This is a genomic window from Streptomyces sp. SP18BB07, from assembly GCF_036322545.1.
GTDB lineage: Bacteria > Actinomycetota > Actinomycetes > Streptomycetales > Streptomycetaceae > Streptomyces > Streptomyces deccanensis.
Map to the genome: position 1 here is coordinate 313,825 of NZ_JAQYWT010000370.1, position 21,458 is coordinate 335,282.

The window sequence follows — 21,458 nt, forward strand, 5'->3', positions numbered from 1 at the left end:
CCCCACCCTCTCGAAACAGTCTGAAACTACGAAGGAGCGCCTGACATGGCCGCCACCCAGGAAGAGATCGTCGCCGGTCTCGCCGACATCGTGAACGAGATCGCCGGCATCCCGGTCGAGGACGTCCAGCTGGACAAGTCCTTCACCGACGACCTGGACGTCGACTCGCTGTCCATGGTCGAGGTCGTCGTCGCCGCCGAAGAGCGCTTCGACGTCAAGATCCCGGACGACGACGTCAAGAACCTCAAGACGGTCGGCGACGCGACCGAGTACATCCTCAAGCACCAGGCCTGATCCCCGGATCGGGTCCGGGTCCGGTCCTCGGACCGGTCCGTTGCCCCGCCACCCGGCGGTGGCGCCGCTGAATCCTCGTAACCGTTGGAGAACATTCCCGTGAGCTCGACCAATCGCACCGTGGTCGTCACCGGTATCGGCGCAACCACACCGCTGGGTGGCGACGCGACTTCCACCTGGGAGGGGCTGGTCGCCGGCAAGTCCGGTGTCGGTCCCCTGGAGCAGGAGTGGGCCGCCGACCAGGCGGTCCGTATCGCCGCGCAGATCGCCGTGGAGCCGACCGAGGTCATTCCCCGGCCGCAGGCCCGCCGGCTGGACCGCTCGGCGCAGTTCGCGCTGATCGCGGCCAAGGAGGCGTGGACCGACGCCGGTTACACGGAGACCTCGGCCGACGAAGGCATCGTCGACGCCGACCGCGTCGGCGCGGTCATCGCCTCCGGTATCGGTGGAGTGACGACCCTGCTCGACCAGTACGACGTGCTGAAGGAGAAGGGCGTACGCCGTGTCTCCCCGCACACCGTGCCGATGCTGATGCCCAACGGCCCGTCCGCCAACGTCGGTCTGTACGTCGGCGCGCGCGCCGGTGTGCACACCCCGGTCTCCGCCTGCGCGTCGGGCGCCGAGGCCATCGGCTACGCCATCGAGATGATCCGCACCGGCCGCGCCGACGTCGTGATCGCCGGTGGTACCGAGGCCGCCATCCACCCGCTGCCGATCGCCGCGTTCGGCAACATGATGGCGATGTCCAAGAACAACGAGGACCCGCAGGGCGCCTCCCGTCCGTACGACACCGGCCGTGACGGCTTCGTCCTGGGCGAGGGTGCCGGTGTCGTCGTCCTGGAGTCGGCCGAGCACGCGGCGGCGCGGGGTGCCCGGGTCTACGCCGAGGCCGTGGGCCAGGGCATCTCCGCCGACGGCCACGACATCGTGCAGCCGGAGCCGGAGGGGCGTGGGATCGCCCACGCCCTGCAGAACCTGCTGGACCGCACCGACCTGGACCCGGCGGAGATCGTGCACGTCAACGCGCACGGGACGTCGACGCCGGCCGGTGACATCGCGGAGCTGAAGGCGCTGCGGAAGGTGTTCGGTGACGACACCGACCACTTCGCGGTGTCGGCGACGAAGTCGATGACCGGGCATCTGCTCGGTGGGGCCGGCGGTGTGGAGACGGTGGCGACGGTGCTCGCGCTGTACCACCGGGTGGCTCCGCCGACGATCAATGTGAACGACCTGGACCCGGAGGCGGAGGCCAACGCGGACATCGTTCGCGGGGAGGCCAGGAAACTGCCGGTCGAGGGGCGTATCGCCGCGCTGAACGACTCGTTCGGGTTCGGTGGGCACAACGTGGTGCTGGCGTTCCGGACGGTTTGATCTCTGGTGCCGTGAACGGTGAGTGGCCCGCACCCCGGGTTGGGGGGCGGGCCACTCACCGTTGTGTTGTGCGTTGTCAGCCGGGTGCGGAGCGGTGGGGCTTCTCGCGCAGTTCCCCGCGCCCCTCAAAGACCGGGGGCGCCCCCTCCTTTTCAGACCACCTGGTGGAGCCAGCGGACCGGGGCGCCCTCTCCCGCGTAGCGGAAGGGCTCCAGTTCGTCGTCCCACGGCTTGCCCAGGAGCTTCGCGAGGTCGGACTCCAGGTCGGTCTCGCCTCGTTGGCTGCGGAGCAGGGCCGCGCGGAGGCGGTCCTCGGGGATGAGGATGTCGCCGTGGATGCCGGTGACGGCGTGGAAGATGCCCAGTTCGGGAGTGCAGCTGTAGCGCTCGCCCTCGGCGGTGGCGCAGGGCTCGGCGGTGACCTCGAAGCGCAGGAGGTGCCAGCCGCGCAGGGCGGACGCGAGCTTGGAGGCGGTGCCGGCCTGGCCCTGCCAGGAGAACTCGGAGCGCCAGGTGCCCGGGGCGGCCGGCTGCCGGATCCAGTCGAGGTTCACGCGGGTCCCGAGGACACCGGCGACGGCCCACTCGACGTGCGGGCACAGCGCACGCGGCGCGGAGTGCACGTACAGGACTCCACGTGTCGTCACCGGGGCCTCCACAGAGCAGGGCATCTTGTCGTTCGACGGATCGGCAGTGGCAGGGCGGCCACGTGGCGAGGCTACCGTGCGGCGGGGCAAGGAGTGTGACGTACCGTCGGAGCCGACGCCAGGACGCGGCGCTGTTTCACCCAGGGGGACGCGTGTGCGGTACGGAACAGTTGCACCGTTCGCCGCAGCGTTCTCGTAGGTCTCCCGTGTCGGGAACTCTCGCGCGTTGTCATGGGTGGGAACTTGCACGTGTAGGACCGACCGAGGGGACCAGGGGATGCGGAAGCGACGCCACCGTTCGAGGGCGGTGTGGGGCGCGGTCTCGGCGGCGTTCCTGCTGGCCGTGACCGGGTGCGACGCCACCGGTGGGGACTCCCCCGGCCCCGAGGGGACGGGTCCGCGTGCCGCCGCGTCGCCGAAGCCCACGCCCGTCTGGGACAGCACCCCCGAGTCGCTGGTCGCCGTGGGTGACTCCATCACCCGGGGCTTCGACGCGTGCAAGGTCCTCTCCGACTGTCCCGAGGTGTCCTGGGCGACCGGCACCGACGCCTCGGTCGACAGTCTCGCCGTACGGCTGCTGGGCCGCTCCGGCGCGCTGCGGCACAGCTGGAACTACGCGGTCACGGGGGCCCGGATGGCCGATCTGCCGCAGCAGATGGCCCGGGCGGCGACCCGGAAGCCCGAGTTGGTCACGGTGATGGTCGGCGCGAACGACGCGTGCCGCGCGACCGTCGACGCCATGACGCCGGTCGCCGACTTCCGCGCGGACTTCGAGGACTCGATGGCGACGCTGCGGGACGCCCTGCCCAAGGCGCAGGTGTTCGTGGCGAGCGTGCCCGATCTGAAGCGGCTGTGGTCCGAGGGCCGCGCCAGCCCGGTCGGCAAGCAGGTGTGGAAGCTGGGCATCTGCCCGTCCATGCTGGCCGACCCGGACGCCCTCACCACGGCGGCCGGCGAGCGGCGCGACGCCGTCCAGGACCGGGTGGAGGCGTACAACGACGTGCTGCGCGAGGTCTGCGAGAAGGACCGCCACTGCCGGTACGACGGGGACGCCGTCTTCGACTACCGCTTCGGGCAGGCACAGCTCAGCCAGTGGGACTGGTTCCACCCGAGCGTGAACGGGCAGGCGCGGCTGGCGGAGATCGCGTACCGGATCGTCAGCGCCAAGGAGTCGTGACCCGGAGTTCCGTGGTGACCTAGGGTTTCGCTCATGAGCGAACTTTTCGGCACACTTTCCGACGGCGCGCCGGTGCACCGATGGACGCTGGAGCGGGGCGGCACGCGGGTGCGGGTCCTGACGTACGGCGGGATCGTGCAGTCCGTGGAGGTGCCCGACCGGGACGGGCGGACGGCCGACGTGGTGCTGGGGTTCGCCGACCTCGACGGGTATCTGCGCCATCAGGGGCCGTTCTTCGGAGCGCTCATCGGCCGGTACGCCAATCGGATCGCCGGCGGACGCTTCACCCTCGACGGACAGGTGTACGAGCTGGCGCGCAACAACCCGCCGAACTCCTTGCACGGCGGTCCGCTCGGTTTCGACAAGCGGGTGTGGGAGGCGGAGGGCGTCGCGGACGGGGCCGGTGTGCGCCTGACGCGGGTGAGCCCGGACGGGGAGGAGGGCTTCCCCGGGCGGCTGGAGGTCTCCGCCACGTACACGCTGGAGGAGGACGGGGGCGCGCTGCGGATCGCGTACGAGGCGGTCACGGACGCGCCGACCGTGGTGAACCTGACCAACCACTCGTACTGGAACCTCGCGGGGGCCGGCTCCGGGAGCGCCGGTGCGCATGAGCTGCGGATCGACGCGTCGCGGGTGACGCCGGTGGACGCGGACCTCATTCCGACCGGCGAGTTGGCGGGGGTCGAGGGGACCCGGTTCGACTTCCGGACGGCACGGAAGGTGGGGAGCGGGTACGACCACAACTTCGTGCTGGACAAGGGGGTTACGGAGAGTGCGGTGGGGGTCGCCGAGTTGTGGGAGGCGGGGTCGGGGCGGGTGTTGAGCGTGGCGACGACCGAGCCGGGGATGCAGCTTTATACGGCGGATCATCTGGAGGGGCCGTTCGGGCCCGGGGACGGGGTCGCGTTGGAGACGCAGCACTTTCCCGATTCGCCGAACCGGCCGCGGTTTCCGAGTACGGAGGTGCGGCCGGGCGGCGTGTATCGGTCGGAGACTGTTTATGGGTTCGGGGTGCGTTCGTAGGTGTGTCGGGTGCGGGTGGGTGGGGGCTGGTCGCGCAGTTCCCCGCGCCCCTGACGGGGCGCTGCCGGCTCCCGATGCCTCGAATGTCGCCCTTACTCGGCGGTCCTCGATCGAACGGCCTGCCTCCAGGGCGTACGAACCCTTCACGTACACCCACGCGTTGGTCGTCTCGTCCCAGATCTCGAAGGCTCGGCGGGGGAGTTGGATGGCGGCCTCCGCCGTTTCGCCCGGGGACGCCTCCACCGTCGCGAAGCCCGCGAGCCAGCGGGTCGGGCGGGTGGGGTCCGGGGTCGTGGGGGCCAGGTAGAGCTGGATGGTCTCGTGGCCCTGGCGGGTGCCCGAGTTGCGTACCCGTACCGTCGCCGTCGTGCCGGTGACGTCGAGCGACTCGTAGGTCCAGTCGGTGTAGCCGAGGCCGTGGCCGAAGGGGTACGTGGGGGTCCTGCTCTCCTTGTCCCAGGCGCGGTAGCCGATGAACACGTCCTCGTCGTAGGTGAGTTCGCCGGAGGTGGGGGTGACCTGGGTGACCGGGGCCTCGGACAGGGTGCCCCAGGTGGTGGGGAGGCGGCCGCCGGGCTCGTGGGTGCCGGTGAGGACGTCGGCGAGGGCGGCGCCGCCCTCCTGGCCGGGGAACCAGGTGAGGAGGACGGCGGCCACGTCGTCGCGCCACGGGAGTTCCACCGGGGAGCCCGCGTTGACGACGACGATCGTGGCGGGGTTGGCGGCGGCCACCGCGCGGACCAGGTCGTCCTGGCGGCCGGGAAGGCGCAGGTCCTTGCGGTCGAAGCCCTCGGACTCGACCCGCTCGGTGGTGGCGACCACGACGACGGCGGTGTCGGCGGCGCGGGCGGCCTCGACGGCCTCGACGATCAGGTCGTCGGGGTCGCGCTGCGGGCCCTGGTGGCAGAGGGTGAAGGCGAGCATCGTGATCGGGGCGTCGGCGGCGAGTTCCACGACGTGGGTGAGGGAGACCCGTATCGGGGTGCCCTCGGTCAGTTCGACCTGGGCCAGCGGGACGGGGGCGCCGAAGAACGACACGAAGGGGTCGTCCGTGTCGGTGGTCCGGACACCGTCGAAGTGGGTGGTGCCGTCGACGGTGAGGGTGTAGGTGCCGAGGCCCTTGATGCCGAAGGTGTGGGTGCCGGTCTCGCGGGGGACGAAGGTGCCGGTCACCTCGACGGTGTGCAGGGTGGTGTGGGTGACGCCGTCGGGGAGGTCCGAGCCCATCCACTGGATGTGGCCGTTGGGCGAGGAGCGGGTGCCGATGACCGTGCCGGAGGTGTCACGGCAGACGGCTTCGAGGGTGAATCCCTTGTCGGCGACGCCCAGTTCCTCGTTGGGGTCCGCGCCCACGGCGTACGTCAGCGTGCCCTCGGTGAGGGCGGCGGTGAGGCCGTCGAGCGGGGAGACGATGTGGTCGGGGAAGACGGTGGCCGAGCCGCCGCCGAGGACGCGGGCGTCGCGGGCCGCGGCGCCGATGAGGGCGACCGTCGAGCCCGGCCGGAGGGGGAGGGCGGCCTGGCCGTCCGGGGCCTCGTTGCGGACGAGGACGAAGGAGCGGCGGGCGATCTCGCGGGCCAGGGCGTCACCGTCGACGGGGGCGGGGAGTTCGGTGACGACCGGGTCGGCGCCTTCGAGGATGCCGACGCGGGCGGCCAGGAGCAGCACGCGGCGGACCGCCTCGTCGAGTTCGGCCTCCGTGACCTCGCCGGCACGGACGGCGGCGGCCAGGGCCTCGCCGTAGACGGTGACCGGGCCGGGCATGGCGACGTCGAGGCCGCCGGTCAGGGCGGCGGTCGTGGAGCGGGCGGCCAGCCAGTCGGAGACGTTGAAGCCGTCGAAGCCCCACTCGCCGCGCAGGACCTCGTTCACGAGGTAGCGGTGCTCGCTCATCGTGGTGCCGTTGACGGTGTTGTAGGCGGTCATGATGCCCCAGGGGTGGGCGTTCGCCACGATCGCCTCGAACGGGGCCAGGTACAGCTCGCGCAGGGCGCGTTCGGAGACCAGGTTGTTCACGGTGAAGCGGTCGGTCTCGGCGTCGTTGGCGACGAAGTGCTTGACGGTGGTGCCGACGCCGCCGGACTGCACGCCCGCCACATAGCCCGAGCCGATCTCGCCGGTGAGGTAGGGGTCCTCGCTGTACGCCTCGAAGTGGCGGCCGCCCAGTGGTGAGCGGTGCAGGTTGACCGTGGGGGCGAGGAGGACGTGGACGCCCTTGCGGCGGGCCTCCTGGGCCAGCAACACCCCGGCGCGGTGGGCGAGTTCGGGGTCCCAGGTGGCGGCGAGGGCGGTCGGGGAGGGCAGCGCGACGGAGGGGTCCTCGGCGGTCCAGCGCACTCCCCGTACGCCGATGGGGCCGTCGGACATGACGAGGGAGGCGAGACCGATCTCGGGGAGCTCGGGCAGCGTCCACATGTCCTGGCCGGCGAGGAGCCTCGCCTTGGCGTCGATGTCCAGCCTGGCGAGGGCCTTCTCCACGGCCGCCGCACGGGCCTCGTCGGCCGGGGTGGGGTGGGTGCCCGGGGTTGCCGCCATCGCGGTGCCTCCTCGTCGAGTCCGGTTACGTCCTCGCCATCGTGCACGCATCACCTGTAGATCGGTAGGTTTCGTTATGGTGCCGTTATATTTGGCGCGGTCCGGTGGGGTCGGATGCCGTACGGTGACGGCATGAGCGGGACCAGTCGAACCAGGAGCGTCAGGGGCGAGGAGCGGCGCGCGGAGATCGTGCTGGCGGCGCTGGAGGTGATCGCCGAGCGCGGTTACCGGGGCGCGAGCATGGCCGCGGTCGCCGACCGCGTCGGGCTCACCCAGCAGGGGCTGCTGCACTACTTCCCCACCAAGGAGGCGCTGCTCGTCGCCGTCCTCAGGGAGCGGGACCGGTGGGACGCCGTCCCCGACAGCCCGCTGCGGCTCGATCTGCTGGGGTCCCTGGTCGAGTACAACGCGATGCGGCCCGGGATCGTGCAGACCTTCTCCGCGCTGCTCGGCGAGAGCGTCACCGACGGGCATCCCGCGCGCGAGTTCTTCACCGAGCGGTACGAGCGGGTGCGGGGCTCCATGGCCGAGGTGCTGCGCGCCGAGTACGGCGACCGCCTCCCGAGCGGCCTCACACCGGAGCGCGCGGCCCCGCTGCTGGTGGCCGTGATGGACGGCCTGCAGTACCAGTGGCTGCTGGACCCGGGCACCGTGGACATGTCGGGTGCGTTCCGGGACTTCCTGGCCCTGCTGGGCGAGGACGCCGACTAGGGGCCCTGGGTCAGGCTCGCGCGGGCACCGCCGCCACCACCTCGACCTCCACCAGTGCCTGTGGTCTGAAGAGTTTCGGGACCTCCATCGTCATGCTGGTCGGGGGTGTGCCCGGCAGGTACCGGGTGCGTACGGCGCCGTACTCGTGGAGCTTGGTGATGTCCGTGAGGTAGGTGCGGATGTTGATGATGTCGGCGAGGGTGGCGCCGTGCGCCGCGAGGAGCGCGGCGATGGTCTCGAAGACGGCTCGGCTCTGGTCGGCCACGGTGGCGCCCTCGCCGATCTGGCCCGACAGGTACAACAGGGCGCTGCCGTCGGCCAGTTGCACGCGGGCGACCTGGGAGTAGTAGGGACTCAGCGGTTGCGGCGCGGAGGGCGGGTTGTCGAGGGTGATCTCCATGGCCTCGACGCTAGGTCCGGCCGCGTGATGCGACAAGCGAATGTCTAGCATGGCCGCCATGCATGATGCGCATGACGTCGGGGGTGCGTCCCACGCCGCCGGCGTTCCCGATCTGTCCGCCTTCTGGCTGCGTGTGTTCCTCGAGGTCGCGCGGCACGGGTCGTTCACCGTCGCCGCGCGGTCGCTCGGCTGGACCCAGTCGGCCGTGTCGCGGCAGGTCGCCTCGCTGGAAGGGGCATTGGGCGGATCGGCGCTGTTCGACCGGCTGCCGCGCGGGGTGCGGCTCACGGAGGCGGGGCGCGCGCTCGTCCCGCACGCCGAGGCGGTGGTGGAGCGACTGGGGCTGGCGGAACGGGAGTTGACCGCGCTGCGGGAGGCGGCGGGCGGGCGGCTGCGGATCGGGGCCTTCGCCACGGCGGACGCGGCGCTCGTCCCGCACGCGATGGCCACGTTCCGGGCCCGGCATCCCGGTGTACGGCTCACCCGCGACGAGGGGTTCACGCCCGCGTTGCTCGACCGGCTGGCGTCTGGCGGGCTGGACCTGGCGATCGTGTCGACCACGGGGCGCGTGCCCCTCGACGCGTACGACCTGCATCACCTCCTCGACGAGCCGCTGTACGTCGCCGTCCCCGTCGGCCATCCGCTCGCGGGGCGGGGTTCCGTGCGGCTTCCCCAACTCGCCGACGCCGACTGGATATCCGGCGACGCCCACCCCGAGGGGACCCTTCTCGACGCGGCGCTGCGGCACGGTTTCCGGCCCAGGGTCGCGCATGTCGTCGTGGAGTGGATCGCCAAGCTGGGCTATGTGGCGGCCGGGCTCGGGGTCACGCTGGTACCGGCGCTCGCCGCCGCGTCCGTGCGCTCGGACATCGTGCTGCTGCCGGTGGCGGACGAGGAGGCGGCCGGGCGGGTGGTGTACGCGGCGACGGCACGCGGGGTGACGCCTTCCCCGGCCGCGCGCGCGTTCCTCGGGGCTCTGCGGGAGGCGGCGGCACGGATTCCGGTGCCGCGAGGCGCGGACGAGTGAGCAGCGGGGCGCCACGTGCGTCCCCTACACCGCCGGACATGGCGCGCGCACCTTCCGGCACGCGATACTGCCGCCGTCCGGAGCGGCACCCCACGGCACGACCCAGACGGAAGGACCCGAACTCCCTTGACTTCCCTACCGACTTACCGACGGGCACGCGGAGCGACGATAGGGCTGGCGGCGCTGCTCGCCGGTCTCTGCGCCCCCGCCTCCGCCTCCGCGTCGCCCCCGGCAGCCGCGTCGGTCTCCTCGGCCGCGGCCCCCACCGTCGAGGAGCAGCGGCTCGATCGGGCCGTACCCCAGGAGATCCTGCGGCGGTCCGGATTCGACACCGTGGCGCCGGAGTTCGCGCGGGCGCTGGACGGGGCGCGGTCGTACGCGCAGGCCGAGCGGATCGTCGTACGGCAGGGCGGGCGGTTGTGGACGCGGGCCGTGGACCGGGCGCAGGGGCGGGGGCCGGCGGGCGGTGATCTGAGCCGGGACGACGACCGGCCGCTGTACTGGGCGCGGTTGGGGATGACGCGGGAAGTGCGGGGCTGGGAGCCCGCGTTCGAGCTGAGTGAGCAGCAGAGGGCGCGGCTGCTGGACGAGTTGGAGACCGCGTCGCGCGGGCAGGACTCCCTGCGCTTTCCGCCGCGTGACAAGGGAGTGAAGCGGGTCCTCGTCACCGGGTTCGATCCGTTCACGCTGGACCGGGACATACGGATCTCCAACCCGTCCGGGGCGACGGCACTCGCTCTCGACGGAACGGTGATCCGCACCGCCGACGGGCCGGCCCGCGTCGAGACCGCCGTCTTCCCCGTCCGCTGGCAGGACTTCACGGACGGCACGGTCGAGCGCGCGCTGCGCGACCGGTTGCCCCGCGTGGATCTCTTCGCGACCGTCAGCCAGGGCCGGGTGGGGCGTTTCGACATCGAGCGGACCAACGGGGCCTGGCGCGGCGGCTTCGCCGACAACAACAGCGTCGGCCGCGCCGAGACCATCCCGGTGAGCGATCCCGCCACCCAGCCCCAGTGGACGACCACGACCCTGCCGTACGCGGACATCGTCGCCGCCAACACCGGTCGCTTCCCCGTCTACGACAACACGAGCGTGACCGAGATACCGGCGGGCGGCACGGTGGCGGTCGTCCGCCCGGACGGGCCGACGCCGGGCTCGACCGCGCGGGCCGGGGGCGGCGGCGACTACCTCTCCAACGAGATCGCCTACCGGGCGACGCTCCTGCGCGACCGGCTGGGGCTGGGCTCCACGGTGCCGGGCGGGCATGTGCACACGCCCGTCCTGCAGTTCGGGACCGGCAACACGGATCCGGCGACGGGGGCGGTGACCGATCCCGAGTTCGTGCGCAACCGGCTGGACATCATCGCCCAGGTGCGGACGATCGTGACGGTCGCCGTGGACGCCACGGCCCCCGACACCGCCACCTCCACGGCGGCGGACTCAGGCGCCGCTAGTGCGACGGGGCGAACGCGAGGCTGATGCCGAGGCCGGCCAGGACGGAGCCGATCGCCTTGTTGAGGACCTTCTGGCCGCGCAGCATCACGGCACGCATCCGGTCATGCGAGAAGAAGACGGCGACGACGCCGAACCACAGCAGGTGGGCGAGGGCCATGAACAGGCCGTAGCCCGCCTGCTGGACGACCGGCGTGCCGGGGCTGACGACCTGGGCGAAGGTCGAGACGACGAAGAGGGTCGTCTTGGGGTTGAGCACGTTGGTCAGGAAGCCGGAGCGCAGCGCGGCGAGCGGGGTCACGGTCGCCGTGGACTCCGCCAGGTCCACCTGGATCTCGTCGCGGGTGCGGAAGGTGCGGACGCCGATGTAGACGAGGTAGGCCGCGCCGACCAGCTTGATCACCGTGAACAGGAAGGTGGAGGAGGCGATCAGCAGGCCCACGCCGAGCATCGTGTACGTGACGTGCACGAGGACGCCGGCCGCGACCCCCGTCGCGGAGAGCAGACCCGTCGTGCGGCCGTAGAGGTAGCTGTTGCGGATGACCATGGCGAAGTCCGCGCCGGGGGCGATGACCGCGAGGACGGTGATCACCGCGACAGCGAGGATCTCGTTCACGCGCCGACTCCGGGCTTGCGGAACACGGGCGGAGCCGGGTGGGCGGGGTGGCCGGCGCCGGGGACGCGGTTGCGCTCGTCCTCGCCGGTGGTCTCCTCGCCCAGCAGGTCGCGGGCCATGAGGGTGGCGCCCGCGACCGCGCCCGGCATCAGGAAGACGGCGACGAACGGCACCAGGAAGGCGAGGCCCAGCGGGGTGCCGAAGCCCCAGATCAGTGTCTTGCGGGAGCGCAGGAGGGCGAGGCGGTCGCGGAGTTCGACCCCGCGGCGCTGGAGGGCGACGGAGGTCAGTTCCTCGGTGAGGAAGAAGCCGGTCACGAAGAAGCCGATCACGGGGACGACCGTCTGGCCGATGAACGGGACGAAGCCGAGGGCGAAGAGCAGGACGGCCCAGACGAGCGCCCGTAGGAGGACGCGGAGGCTGTCCCGGGCCGAGATCCACAGCTCCTGCCACAGCGGCAGGTCGGACTCCGGGGCGGTGCCGTCGGGTGAGACGTCCCGGTCGACCTTCTCCGAGAGGTTCTCGTAGAAGGGCTGGCCGATGAGGAGGGTCACGGCGGTGAAGGTGATGACCGCGAGGGCCAGGGCCAGGGCGAACAGGACGGCCGTGAGGAGGCCGCGGAAGAGGCCCGGCCAAGGGCTGGCCCAGTCGTCGGCGAAGGGGGTGGCCCAGGTGACGAAGTCCGGGCCCCAGGCGGCGAGGGCCACGAGGGCGGCTATGTAGAGGACCAGGGTGATGAGGCCCGGGATCAGGCCGAAGCCGTACTGCTTCCCGTGCCTGGCCACCCAGCGTTGGCCTTGGACGAGGTACTGGAAACCCACCCTCAGATCGCGCATGGGGCGCACTTTATCGTTCGGTGCGTTTGCGCAGGAGAGCTCGGGGGGTGGGGTGCGCGGGCGACTGCGGGTTCCATGTGGTCGCTCGCGCAGTTCCCCGCGCCCCTTGAGGGGCCTGCGGCCCCTCAGGGCGCGAAGGCGCCCTTGGCTGCGAAGGCCAGTTCCGCGAAGCGTTCTCCGATGAGGTGGTGGGTTTCGGCGTCGGGGTGCAGGTCGTCCGGGAGGGGGAGGGTGGTGGCGTCCTGGTCGCCGTAGAGGGCGAGGCCGTCCAGGTAGTGGAGGGCGGGGTCCTCCTTGGCGCGCTGGGCGACGATCGCCGCGAGTTCCTCGCGGATGACGCGGAGGGTGAGCCTGCCGGGGGTGAGGTCCTCCGGGTCGCCCATGGCGCGGAAGCGGAGGCGGCCCTCGGCGAGGCCGGTGAAGTCGGGGGCGCTGGGGCCGGGGGTGTCCTCGTGGATGGGGCAGAGGATCGGGGAGACGACGAGCAGCGGGGCGGTGGGGTGGCCGTCGCGGATCGTGTCGAGGAAGCCGTGGACGGCCGGGGTGAAGGCGCGCAGCCGCATCACGTCGTGGTTGACGAGGTTGATGCCGATCTTGACGCTGATCAGGTCGGCAGGAGTGTCCCGGATGGCGCGGGCGACGAAGGGGTCGAGGAGGGCGCTGCCGCCGAAGCCCAGGTTGATGAGGTCGACCCCGGCCAGGCAGGCGGCGTGGGCGGGCCAGATGCCGGTGGGGCTCGCGGCGTCGGAGCCGTGGCTGATCGAGCTGCCGTGGTGCAGCCAGACACGGCGGCCCCGGTCGGGGGCGGGCTCGACGGGGGCGTCGGTGCGCAGCGCGACGAGTTCGGTGGTCTCGTTGTGCGGGAGCCAGATCTCGATCGTCTTGAGGCCGTCGGGGAGGTCGGTGAAGGTCACCGTGCCGGGCGGGCCCGGCCGGTGCTCCGCCGTGCCGGTGGTCATGTCGATGGTCACGGTGTTGCCGTCCGGCACGCTGCCCCGGGCGGTCGGGCGGCCGTCGACGAGGAGGTCGTACAGGCCGTCCGGGCGGGGCGGGGCGCCCACGTAGGTCCGCTTGGTGCGCAGGGCGTCGAGTTCGACGGCGGTGGCGCGGGTGCGGAAGACCAGGCGGACGCCGGAGGGCTGGGACTCGACCATGGCCAGCTGCGGGTCGGTGCACTGGGCGCGGGCCCGTGCGGGCAACCGGTGCGGCAGGACGCCGTGTTCGGTGCGCTCCAGCTCCAGGGCGCCGCGCAGGAGGTCGTCGGTGATGGGGGTGGTGATCCAGGGGGAGGTCATGGCTCAACCTGACGATCGTGGGGGACGGAGGGATCGGTGGTGGTCGGCGGCGGGGCGCCCGGGGTCAACGGGGTGGCGGGGCAGGCCAGTTGCGCAGCAGGGCGTCGAGGGCGTCGAGGACGCGTTCCCAGCTCTCCTGCGAGTCGGGGGCGCTGTGGCTGAAGCCGCCGGCCGACTCCAGGCTGACGTAGCCGTGGAAGACGCTGCCGAGGAGCCGGACGGCGTGCGTCTGGTCCGGCTCGGTGAGGTCGTAGCCGCGCAGGATCGCCCTGGTCATCTGTGCGTGCCGGCCGCCCGCGCTCGCCGCGGCCGCCTGGGGGTCCAGTCTGAGCTGGGCCGCCGCGTACCGGCCGGGGTGTGCGCGGGCGTAGTCGCGGTAGACGTCGCCGAGGGCCGCCAGCGCGTCCTTCCCGGCCCGGCCGGCGAGCGCGGCGGCGCCCCGGTCGGCCATCTCCTCCAGGGCCAGGAGGGCGATCCGGGTCCTGAGGTCCTGGGAGTTGCGCACGTGCGAGTACAGGCTCGCGACCTTCACGTCGAAGCGGCGGGCCAACTCCGAGACAGTCACCTCGTCGAAGCCGATCTCGTCGGCCAACTCGGCGCCCGCGAGGGCGAGACGTTCCGGGCTGAGTCCCGCGCGTGCCATGCCCGTGACCCCGTCCTTCCGATCCGTTCGCCGGTGTCGATTATGCAACTGCCTAAAGATTTTAGGCAAGTGACGACAATCCCTAGGTGTCCGTGTCGCCTGTGCCCTCTTGTTGCCCGGGAGTCGAACATGTAGACCACCTGTGGTCACCCGCACCGGCACGTCGTAGGAACCGCTCCAAGGAACCCCACTCCAGGAGGTAGCGTGCGTCCGCCGAGACCCGGCCCGAGATCCGCACTGTTCAGCGTCGCCGCCGTCACCGTCACCACGGGGTCGTTGCTGATCGCCCCGCACCCCGCGGGCGCCGACCCGAAACCGCCGGTCCGCGAGGGGTCGGCCCTGTCGTCGGGCGCCGCCCGGACCCCGGCGAGCGTGACCGGGCGAGCCCTGACCGCACCGGTCGCGGACCTCGCCGACACGGCTGGTTCCAGCCGCGGTTACCCGCGCGAGCAGATCCTCTCCCCCGACCCGGAGAACCCGGCCGACAAGTCCCTCAAGCTGGGCCTCACCCCGTACCACGCCATCGCCCCGAAGCTGAACGCCCTTCAGCGGCTCGGCGACCGGGTGAGCGTGGAGATCACCGGCCGGTCGGCCGGCGGGCACCGGCTCTACCTCGTCACCGTGACCGCCCCCGAGTCCGCCCGCCAGGCCCGCGCCCAGGCGCGGATGCGTGAACTCATCGAGTCCGCACCCCGGTCGGCCGCCAGGAGCCCGGAGATCCGCAAGACGTACAAGGCGCCCGTCTTCTTCAACAACAACATCCACGGCAACGAGTGGGAGGGCACCGACGCGTCCCTCCGGCTGATCGAGCGGCTGGCGACGGCGACCGACGCCAGGACGAAGGACCTCCTCGCGCACTCCCGGCTGTACTTCAACATCACCGCCAACCCGGACGGCCGGATCGCGGGCACCCGCGCCAACGCGGCCGGGTTCGACATGAACCGGGACTTCGTCACCGCCTCGCAGCCCGAGGTACGGGCGATGCGGCGGATCCAGATCGACAAGCAGCCCGCCGTGATGCTCGATCTGCACGGATACGTCAACGGCACCCTCATCGAGCCGACCACTCCCCCGCACGGCGAGAACTACGAGTACGACCTGTTCCTGAAGAACACCTACGCGAACGCGCTGCGCATGGAGTCGGCCGTCAACGGTCTCGGTCACACGCCCGCGAAGGACGGCGTCGAACCGGCCCAGATCCCGTTCCGCGACTCGGCGGAGGGGTGGGACGACTGGCCGCCGATCTTCACCCCGCAGTACGCCGCCTTCCACGGCACGGTCGCCGCGCACACCGTGGAGATCCCGCTGCAGGTGAACAACGCGGCGTACGAGTCGCTGCCGGTCGGGGAACTCCGCCGCCGGTCCGCGATCAACGTCGACGTGGCCGGCGCGGCCCTGCGCGCGACCCTCGACTTCGTACGGGAGAAGCGGACTTCGCTGATCGCCGACCAGATCGAGGTCTTCCGGCGCGGTGCCGAGGGCGCCGCGCAGGTGCCGGTCTCGGCGAAGACCGTGCCCGGGGTGCCCGGCATCGGCCCCGAGGACGTCTACACGACCGAGTTCCCGCGCGCCTACGTCGTCCCCGCGGGCGGCGGGCAGCGCTCCGCCACGGCCGCCGCGCGACTCGTCGACCACCTGCTCGCCAACGACGTACGCGTGACGCGCGCGACCCGTGCCTTCCGGCTCGACGGCCGGTCGTACGCGAAGGGGTCGTACGTGGTCGACCTGCGTCAGCCCAAGCGCGGGATGGCCAATGTGCTGCTCGCCGACGGGCGGGACATCAGCGACAAGGTCTCGGTGATGTACGACATCTCCGGCTGGAGCCTGGGGCGGCTGTGGGGCGCCACCGTGGTGGCGGCGGACAGCGGTCGTCCGTCCGCCGTGCCCGCCCGGCCTGTGACGTCCGCCGCCCGCGTCGGACACGTCGCCCCGCGCGGTGACCTGCGCCTCCGGCTCGACTCCCCGCAGGAGATCGCCGCCCTCAACTCCCTGCTCAGGGAGGGGGTTTCCGTACGGCGGGCGGCCGACGGCAGCGCGCTCGTGCCGTCCTCGGCGCGGCGGAGGGCCGAGGCGCTCGCCCGCTCGTACGACGTGGTCTTCGACGCGGTCGAGGGCCGTCCGAAGGGCACACCGCTGCGGCCGGTCCGCGTGGCCGCGGCCGTCACTGCGGGTGAGCTGTTCGCGCTGCGCGAGATGGACTTCGACGTGGTGCCGGTGTCGACGGCGATCCTGAACGCGGGCTTCGACTGGTCGGGGGCCGATGTGCTGTTCGTGTCGTCCGGTCTGTCGTACGGCGCTCTGAACCCGTCCGCCCGTACGGCCCTCACCGGGTTCCTCGCCGGGCACGGTCTGGTCGGCCGGGGCGCGGCCGGCGCGGCGCTCGCCTCGGCCACCGGGCAGTTGGAGGTCACGGCGGTGCAGGGCAACGGGGACGCCAACGGCGTGGTGCGCGTGGTGAATTCGGGTGGCACGGTGACCGGCGGCGCACCGGACCACAGCTTCGTCTACGCGCCCGTATGGTTCACCGCGCTGGGTGACGGCGTGACCGTCGAGCAGGCGTACGGCACCGGGAACCCGCTGATCTCGGGGCACTGGCGGCCGTCGGAGGACGGCTCCGGCGGCCCGGCGGCCGCGGCGGGCCGGCCGTCCGTGGTCAGCGGGCCGAACGCGGTCCTCTTCGGCACGGAGCCCCTCTTCCGCGCCCATCCGAAAGGGGAACTCCCGCAGGTGGGGCGGGCGTTGCTGACCGTGGGGAGATAGCCGGGAGTCGAGGAAGAGGAGTGCGCATGACCGAGGGGACCCGGACGGCCGCCGTCCACGGGACCGTGGCCGACGGCTTCGAGACGGTGCGCGAGGAGTTCACCGCGTTCGTGGCCGGTGAACGGGCCGACTACGAGGGCCAGTTGGCCGCGTATGTACGGGGGCGGCGGGTCGTCGACCTGTGGGCGGGCCCCGCCGAGGAGGCGGAGACGGGTGGCGACGCGCTGCACGGCGTGTTCTCCTCCACCAAGGGTGCCGCCCATCTCGTCGTCGCGCTCCTCGTCCAGGACGGGGTGCTGGAGCTGGACCGTGAAGTCGCCCACTACTGGCCGGAGTTCGCGGCCGAGGGCAAGGGGGCGGTGACCCTGCGGGAGCTGATCTCGCACCGGGCGGGGCTCATCGGCACCGACGCCGGGTTCACCCTGGAGGAGCTGGCGGACGACCGGGTCATCGCCGAACGCCTCGCCGTGCAGCGCCCGTACTGGCGGCCCGGCGCCGCCTTCGGCTACCACGCGCTGGTCATCGGGGCGCTCACCGGCGAGGTCGTACGGCGGGCGACAGGGCGCACGCTCCAGGAGGTGTACGAGGAGCGGATCCGCGCCCCGTACGACCTCGATCTTTTCCTGGGGCTGCCGGCCGAGCACGAGCCCCGCTTCCGAACCGTGCAGCCGATGCTGCCGACGCCCGCGCAGCAGGCCGAGCTGGACGCGGCGCCCAGCGGCCCGCACACGCTGACGTCGATCGCGTTCAACAACCAGGTGCCGGAGCCGGGTGAGCTGACGGACTTCCCCAACGCGCGGATCGTGCGCGCCGGCGGGCAGGCGTCGGCGGGTGGCATCGGCTCGGCACGGGGGCTCGCCGGGATGTACGCGGCGGCCGTCAGCGAGGTCGACGGGCGGCCGCCGCTGCTCAAGCCCGACACCATCGGCGAGTTCGGCCAGGTCCACTCCCTCGGCCACGACCTCGTCTCGCGGGCCCCGAAGGCGTTCGGCCTGGGCTTCCAGGCCACGGCCGAACTGGTCCACCCCTTCCTCGGCGCCGGCACGTTCGGCCACAGCGGCGCCGCCGGCTCCCAGGCCTTCGCCGACCCCCGCAGCGGCCTCGCCTACGGCTACACCCGCCGCCGCATGGCCTTCCCGGGCGGGGCGGCCCCGGAGAACGCGGGTCTGGTGCGGGCGGTGCACACGGCGGCGCTGGCGTCGGCACTCTGAGCCGACGCACACGACAGAGTCCGCACCCCACGTCCAGGGGTGCGGACTCCGCGTTGTGCAACGACCGTGAGCGGGCGACCGTCACGGGGTGGGGCTCAGAGCTTGACGATCATCTTGCCCGTGTTGTCGCCGCGCAGGACGCCGAGGAAGGCCTCCAGGTTGTTCTCGATGCCCTCCACCACGGTCTCGCGGTACTTGAGTTCGCCCGACGCGACCCAGGGGCCGACCTCCTGGACGAACTGCGGCTGGAAGTCGTAGTGGTCGCCGACGAGGACGCCCTCGACGCGGAGGCGGTTCTGCAGGATCTTGACCATGTTGCGCGGGCCGGGGGTCGGCTCCGTCGCGTTGTACTGGGAGATCATTCCGCAGATCACGGCCCGGCCGCGCAGGTTGAGCGCGCCGATCGCGGCCTCCAGGTGCTCGCCGCCGACGTTGTCGAAGTAGACGTCGATGCCGTCGGGGGCGGCCTCCTTGAGCTGCTCCGCCACCGGGCCGTTCTTGTAGTTGAAGGCGGCGTCGAAGCCGTACTCCTCCACGAGGAGCTTGACCTTCTCGTCGGAGCCCGCGGAGCCGATGACCCGTGAGGCGCCCTTGAGCTTGGCGATCTGGCCGACCTGGCTGCCGACGGCACCGGCGGCGCCGGAGACGAAGACCGCGTCGCCCTCCTTGAAGGCGCCGACGCGCAGCAGGCCCGCGTAGGCGGTGAGGCCGGTCATGCCGAGGACGCCGAGGTAGGTGGAGAGGGGCGCGGCGTCCGGGTCGACCTTCACGGCCTGCTTGGCGTCGATGGTGGCGTACTCGCGCCAGCCGCCGAAGTGCAGCACGTGGTCGCCGACGGCGATGCCGTCCGCCGCCGAGGCGACGACCTCGCCCACGGCGCCGCCCTGCATGACCTTGCCCAGCTCGAACGGGGCGACGTAGGACTTCGCGTCGCTCATGCGGCCACGCATGTACGGGTCCACGGAGAGGTACTTGTTCCGTACGAGGACCTCACCCGCGCCGGGCTGCCGGATCTCCGCCTCGACCAGGGCGAAGTCCTCGTCCTTGGGCCAGCCGGCGGGACGGCTCAGCAGGTGCCATTCACGGCTGGTGGCGGGGAGGGCGGGGGTGTCGGACATGGGGGGCCTTTCTGCGGTGTGCGGTGCATGCGGCGGTGCGTACATACCGATCGGTTACTTCAGCATCTGAAACAACCATGCTCCTGAATATTTCATGTTGTCAAGTAAAGGGGTACCCTCGACGTCATGCCCACGCAGAAGACGACCCCCCGCATCGACCCGTTGACCATGGAGGTCGTCGAACTCATCGGCACGGTGGTGGCCCGCTACCACGAGGAGTACGAGGACGCCGCCGCCGAACACAGCCTCACCGGCGCCCAGGCCCGCCTCCTCGGCCTTCTTTCCCTGGAGCCGCTCCCCATGCGTCGTCTCGCCCAGAAACTCCGCTGCGAGCCGTCGAACGTGACCGGCATCGTGGACCGCCTGGAGACCCGGGGCCTGGTGGAGCGCCGCCCCGACCCGAACGACCGCCGCGTGAAACTGGCGGCCGCCACCGCCGAGGGCCGCCGGGTGGCCGGCAGCCTCCGGGACTCCCTGGACTTCGCCCGCGAGCCTCTGGCGGGCCTGAGCACCACCGAGCGGGAGTCCCTGCGGGATCTGCTGCGGCGGATGCTGGAGGCGTAGGCGCGGGGGGCGATGGGCCGGGCGCGGGCGGGCGCCGGGCGCGGGAGCATCGGGTGTAGGTGCACCCGATGGTCGTCCGGCCTACGCTGAGCAGGGGAGTCTTTGCTGGAGGTCTGGATGACCAACGGGAAGGCCTTCGACGGCGCCGACGGGTCCGACGGTGCCGACGGCCCGAAGAAGCCCCGCGTCGCCGCCGTCGCCCTCGCCTGGATCGCCGCACACGTCCTCGGGCGCACATCGGCGCGGGACCGGGCGTCGCGCCCTGCCGCCGACGGACCGACCCGGCCGGAGCCCATGGCCCAACTCCCCCGCCCCGCCGAGGAGATGTTCCGGGGTCACCGGACGGCCTGGCGCGAGCGTGCCGTCGCCCACATCCTCTATCTGGAGCAGCAGGCGGCCCGTGAGGGATGCCGGGCGGTCGAGGACCCGGTCGAGCGGTGCCGGCGGGAGAAGACGCTGGAGGGGATCGCCCGGCAACTGCGGGAAGCGCGCGAGGCCGTCTCCGCGCGGCGCCGACTGTTCACCGGGGCCGCCGCCCTGGAGAGAACCTGGGCCAATGTGCGCGCGGCCGACGTGATGCTGCTCGCGTTGTGTTCGGATCAGGACCTGGTCGGCCGCAGCGCCGACGTGCTGAGCCACGTCGAGCAGCATCTCCGCCCGAACGACACGCTGCGGGTGAAGGTGGCCGCGGCCGCGGGACGCGTGGAGGCGGCGGAGCGGCTGCCGGGCGACCGTGAACTGCTCGTCTCCGGCCTGAGCGCCTCCTACGAGGCGCTGGACGGCGAGTTCAGCAGGGTGCGCAGCCTCAGCATCATCCTGCGGATCGCGACCTTCTTCGTCCTCCTCGGCGCGGGCGGACTCGCGGTCTGGGGATGGGCCTGCCCCGACTCCCTGAACATGTGCTTCCTCCCCGACAGGAGCGAGTACGCCGCCTGCCCGTCGGGGGAGGTCCACCGTAACGACGAGAAACTGGTGCCCAGCGACTACGCCCGGCGGGTCGACGTCCTCGTCGTGGAGGCCGCGGGGCTCGCCGGCGCGGCGCTCACGGTCATCGCCTCCCTGCGCCGCATCAAGGGGACGAGTTCGCCGTACATGCTGCCGCTCGCGGCGGCCCTGTTGAAGTTCCCCACGGGGGCCCTGACCGCGTTCGTCGGAGTGCTGCTCATCCGGGGTGCGTTCATCCCCGGTCTGAGCTACCTGGACTCCAGTCCGCAGATCGTGGCGTGGGCCGTCATCTTCGGTGCCGCCCAGCATCTCGTGACCCGTTTCGTCGACGCGCGTGCGCGCGAGACGCTCTCGGACGTGGGACGGCCACCGACCGATCCGCCCGAACGACGGGCCCCCGACGGAGGGCAGAGCCTTGGCTGAGCCGGGTGAGCTGACCATCGCGCTGGAGGAGGGGTTCGAGGGCCAGCACGTCGTGGTCGTGGTGGACGGGGACGTCGTCCTGGACGATCCCGAGGTCCGCACACGGCGGCAGATCGGCCTCGCCCGCTCCGTCGCCGTCCGGCTGCCGGAGGGGGACCACGCGATCGGCGTGCGGGTCGACGGCGTCGAGCGGCTGAGCATCCGGGTCGACACGGGCGCCGTGCGGTGGGTGGCGATCAGCCGCGCCGCCGACGGCGGCCTCGACGCCGTGACCGGCAGCGGGCTACGCGGCTACGCGTGAGGGCCGTGAAGGCCCGTGCAGGCCGGGTCCGGTTGCGGCTCTCCCCCGCCGGGCTTTGACTGGCCAGTGGGAACAAACCCGCCTGTCGGGTGAATAACTCCCCTTTCGT

At 72.1% G+C, this 21,458-nt stretch carries 19 protein-coding genes and 1 pseudogene; 12 read left to right on the top strand and 8 right to left on the bottom strand.

Features of this window, described 5'->3' with window-relative positions; genetic code table 11:
• The first annotated feature begins 45 nt into the window (after positions 1-45).
• Both PUR53_RS46810 and fabF read left to right on the top strand, forming a co-directional pair.
• Positions 46-294, top strand: a complete 249-nt coding sequence (locus PUR53_RS46810; RefSeq protein ID WP_152787270.1) for an acyl carrier protein — start codon at positions 46-48, stop codon at positions 292-294.
• A 99-nt stretch (positions 295-393) separates the two neighbouring features.
• Entirely contained in the window at positions 394-1,665 is a 1,272-nt protein-coding gene (fabF, locus tag PUR53_RS46815) for a beta-ketoacyl-ACP synthase II (RefSeq protein WP_329901571.1), read from the top strand.
• 152 nt (positions 1,666-1,817) lie between these two features.
• Here fabF and PUR53_RS46820 read toward each other — a convergent pair whose 3' ends face one another.
• The gene (locus tag PUR53_RS46820; protein ID WP_239753937.1) at positions 1,818-2,312 is read right to left on the bottom strand and encodes a DUF3145 domain-containing protein; all 495 of its coding nucleotides are present in this window, start codon (positions 2,310-2,312) and stop codon (positions 1,818-1,820) included.
• Positions 2,313-2,589: 277 nt separating this feature from the next.
• Here PUR53_RS46820 and PUR53_RS46825 point away from each other — a divergent pair, with 277 nt between their 5' ends.
• The gene (locus PUR53_RS46825; protein ID WP_329912516.1) at positions 2,590-3,489 is read left to right on the top strand and encodes an SGNH/GDSL hydrolase family protein; all 900 of its coding nucleotides are present in this window, start codon (positions 2,590-2,592) and stop codon (positions 3,487-3,489) included.
• A 33-nt stretch (positions 3,490-3,522) separates the two neighbouring features.
• Positions 3,523-4,512: an aldose epimerase family protein gene (locus tag PUR53_RS46830; protein WP_329901573.1), complete on the top strand. Its 990-nt coding sequence runs from the start codon at positions 3,523-3,525 to the stop codon at positions 4,510-4,512.
• Positions 4,513-4,596: 84 nt separating this feature from the next.
• Here the strand turns inward: PUR53_RS46830 and PUR53_RS46835 are convergent.
• Positions 4,597-7,047, bottom strand: a pseudogene (locus PUR53_RS46835) (glycoside hydrolase family 3 protein); the annotation flags it as partial.
• Between the two features lie 114 nt (positions 7,048-7,161).
• Here PUR53_RS46835 and PUR53_RS46840 point away from each other — a divergent pair.
• Positions 7,162-7,758 (top strand): TetR/AcrR family transcriptional regulator, encoded by a 597-nt coding sequence (locus PUR53_RS46840; protein ID WP_329912517.1) that lies wholly within the window; start codon positions 7,162-7,164, stop codon positions 7,756-7,758.
• A 10-nt stretch (positions 7,759-7,768) separates the two neighbouring features.
• On the opposite strand, the gene PUR53_RS46845 is transcribed toward PUR53_RS46840, so the two are convergent.
• Complete coding sequence (locus PUR53_RS46845) at positions 7,769-8,158, bottom strand: RidA family protein (RefSeq protein WP_329901576.1); 390 nt, start codon at positions 8,156-8,158, stop codon at positions 7,769-7,771.
• A gap of 49 nt (positions 8,159-8,207) precedes the next feature.
• Here PUR53_RS46845 and PUR53_RS46850 point away from each other — a divergent pair, with 49 nt between their 5' ends.
• A complete protein-coding gene (locus tag PUR53_RS46850) occupies positions 8,208-9,185 on the top strand; it encodes a LysR family transcriptional regulator (protein WP_443078313.1) in 978 nt (325 codons plus the stop codon).
• Positions 9,186-9,311: 126 nt separating this feature from the next.
• Positions 9,312-10,664, top strand: a complete 1,353-nt coding sequence (locus PUR53_RS46855) for a pyroglutamyl peptidase (protein ID WP_329912518.1) — start codon at positions 9,312-9,314, stop codon at positions 10,662-10,664.
• Here PUR53_RS46855 and PUR53_RS46860 read toward each other — a convergent pair.
• From PUR53_RS46860 to PUR53_RS46875, 4 genes are all read right to left on the bottom strand, one after another.
• Positions 10,636-11,253, bottom strand: a complete 618-nt coding sequence (locus tag PUR53_RS46860) for a LysE family transporter (RefSeq protein ID WP_329901579.1) — start codon at positions 11,251-11,253, stop codon at positions 10,636-10,638. The two genes, PUR53_RS46855 and PUR53_RS46860, sit on opposite strands and share 29 nt — an antisense overlap.
• On the bottom strand, positions 11,250-12,089 hold the full coding sequence (locus tag PUR53_RS46865) for an EI24 domain-containing protein (RefSeq protein WP_329901580.1): 840 nt from the start codon (positions 12,087-12,089) through the stop codon (positions 11,250-11,252). The genes PUR53_RS46860 and PUR53_RS46865 overlap by 4 nt, the downstream gene beginning before the upstream one ends.
• A gap of 125 nt (positions 12,090-12,214) precedes the next feature.
• Positions 12,215-13,384 carry a GDSL-type esterase/lipase family protein gene (locus PUR53_RS46870; protein ID WP_329912519.1) on the bottom strand — a complete coding sequence of 390 codons (1,170 nt, stop codon included), beginning with the start codon at positions 13,382-13,384 and terminating at the stop codon, positions 12,215-12,217.
• A 64-nt stretch (positions 13,385-13,448) separates the two neighbouring features.
• Positions 13,449-14,027 carry a TetR/AcrR family transcriptional regulator gene (locus PUR53_RS46875; protein WP_329901582.1) on the bottom strand — a complete coding sequence of 193 codons (579 nt, stop codon included), beginning with the start codon at positions 14,025-14,027 and terminating at the stop codon, positions 13,449-13,451.
• Between the two features lie 204 nt (positions 14,028-14,231).
• Between PUR53_RS46875 and PUR53_RS46880 the strand changes: the two genes are divergently transcribed.
• Together PUR53_RS46880 and PUR53_RS46885 are read left to right on the top strand one after the other, a co-directional pair.
• A complete protein-coding gene (locus tag PUR53_RS46880; RefSeq protein ID WP_329912520.1) occupies positions 14,232-16,787 on the top strand; it encodes a M14 family zinc carboxypeptidase in 2,556 nt (851 codons plus the stop codon).
• A 26-nt stretch (positions 16,788-16,813) separates the two neighbouring features.
• Entirely contained in the window at positions 16,814-17,998 is a 1,185-nt protein-coding gene (locus tag PUR53_RS46885; RefSeq protein WP_329901584.1) for a serine hydrolase domain-containing protein, read from the top strand.
• A gap of 95 nt (positions 17,999-18,093) precedes the next feature.
• Here the strand turns inward: PUR53_RS46885 and PUR53_RS46890 are convergent, their stop codons facing one another.
• The gene (locus tag PUR53_RS46890) at positions 18,094-19,116 is read right to left on the bottom strand and encodes an NADP-dependent oxidoreductase (protein WP_329901585.1); all 1,023 of its coding nucleotides are present in this window, start codon (positions 19,114-19,116) and stop codon (positions 18,094-18,096) included.
• Positions 19,117-19,242: 126 nt separating this feature from the next.
• Between PUR53_RS46890 and PUR53_RS46895 the strand changes: the two genes are divergently transcribed.
• The 3 genes from PUR53_RS46895 (at position 19,243) to PUR53_RS46905 (ending at position 21,349) form a co-directional block, all read left to right on the top strand.
• Positions 19,243-19,680 carry a MarR family winged helix-turn-helix transcriptional regulator gene (locus tag PUR53_RS46895; RefSeq protein ID WP_329901586.1) on the top strand — a complete coding sequence of 146 codons (438 nt, stop codon included), beginning with the start codon at positions 19,243-19,245 and terminating at the stop codon, positions 19,678-19,680.
• 117 nt (positions 19,681-19,797) lie between these two features.
• Positions 19,798-21,048: a hypothetical protein gene (locus tag PUR53_RS46900; protein ID WP_329912521.1), complete on the top strand. Its 1,251-nt coding sequence runs from the start codon at positions 19,798-19,800 to the stop codon at positions 21,046-21,048.
• Positions 21,041-21,349 carry a hypothetical protein gene (locus PUR53_RS46905; RefSeq protein WP_329912522.1) on the top strand — a complete coding sequence of 103 codons (309 nt, stop codon included), beginning with the start codon at positions 21,041-21,043 and terminating at the stop codon, positions 21,347-21,349. Before PUR53_RS46900 ends, PUR53_RS46905 begins: the two co-directional genes overlap by 8 nt.
• Positions 21,350-21,458 lie beyond the last annotated feature (109 nt).

Bases quoted from the DNA above. Each gene is read 5' to 3' on its own strand.
- PUR53_RS46850 (WP_443078313.1), top strand. From the start codon at position 8,208: ATGGCCGCCATGCATGATGCGCATGACGTCGGGGGTGCGTCCCACGCC.
- PUR53_RS46885 (WP_329901584.1), top strand. From the start codon at position 16,814: ATGACCGAGGGGACCCGGACGGCCGCCGTCCACGGGACCGTGGCCGAC.
- PUR53_RS46870 (WP_329912519.1), bottom strand. From the start codon at position 13,384: ATGACCTCCCCCTGGATCACCACCCCCATCACCGACGACCTCCTGCGC.
- PUR53_RS46825 (WP_329912516.1), top strand. From the start codon at position 2,590: ATGCGGAAGCGACGCCACCGTTCGAGGGCGGTGTGGGGCGCGGTCTCG.
- PUR53_RS46845 (WP_329901576.1), bottom strand. From the start codon at position 8,158: ATGGAGATCACCCTCGACAACCCGCCCTCCGCGCCGCAACCGCTGAGT.
- PUR53_RS46890 (WP_329901585.1), bottom strand. From the start codon at position 19,116: ATGTCCGACACCCCCGCCCTCCCCGCCACCAGCCGTGAATGGCACCTG.
- PUR53_RS46840 (WP_329912517.1), top strand. From the start codon at position 7,162: ATGCCGTACGGTGACGGCATGAGCGGGACCAGTCGAACCAGGAGCGTC.
- PUR53_RS46865 (WP_329901580.1), bottom strand. From the start codon at position 12,089: ATGCGCGATCTGAGGGTGGGTTTCCAGTACCTCGTCCAAGGCCAACGC.
- PUR53_RS46810 (WP_152787270.1), top strand. From the start codon at position 46: ATGGCCGCCACCCAGGAAGAGATCGTCGCCGGTCTCGCCGACATCGTG.
- PUR53_RS46875 (WP_329901582.1), bottom strand. From the start codon at position 14,027: ATGGCACGCGCGGGACTCAGCCCGGAACGTCTCGCCCTCGCGGGCGCC.
- PUR53_RS46830 (WP_329901573.1), top strand. From the start codon at position 3,523: ATGAGCGAACTTTTCGGCACACTTTCCGACGGCGCGCCGGTGCACCGA.
- PUR53_RS46895 (WP_329901586.1), top strand. From the start codon at position 19,243: ATGCCCACGCAGAAGACGACCCCCCGCATCGACCCGTTGACCATGGAG.
- PUR53_RS46900 (WP_329912521.1), top strand. From the start codon at position 19,798: ATGACCAACGGGAAGGCCTTCGACGGCGCCGACGGGTCCGACGGTGCC.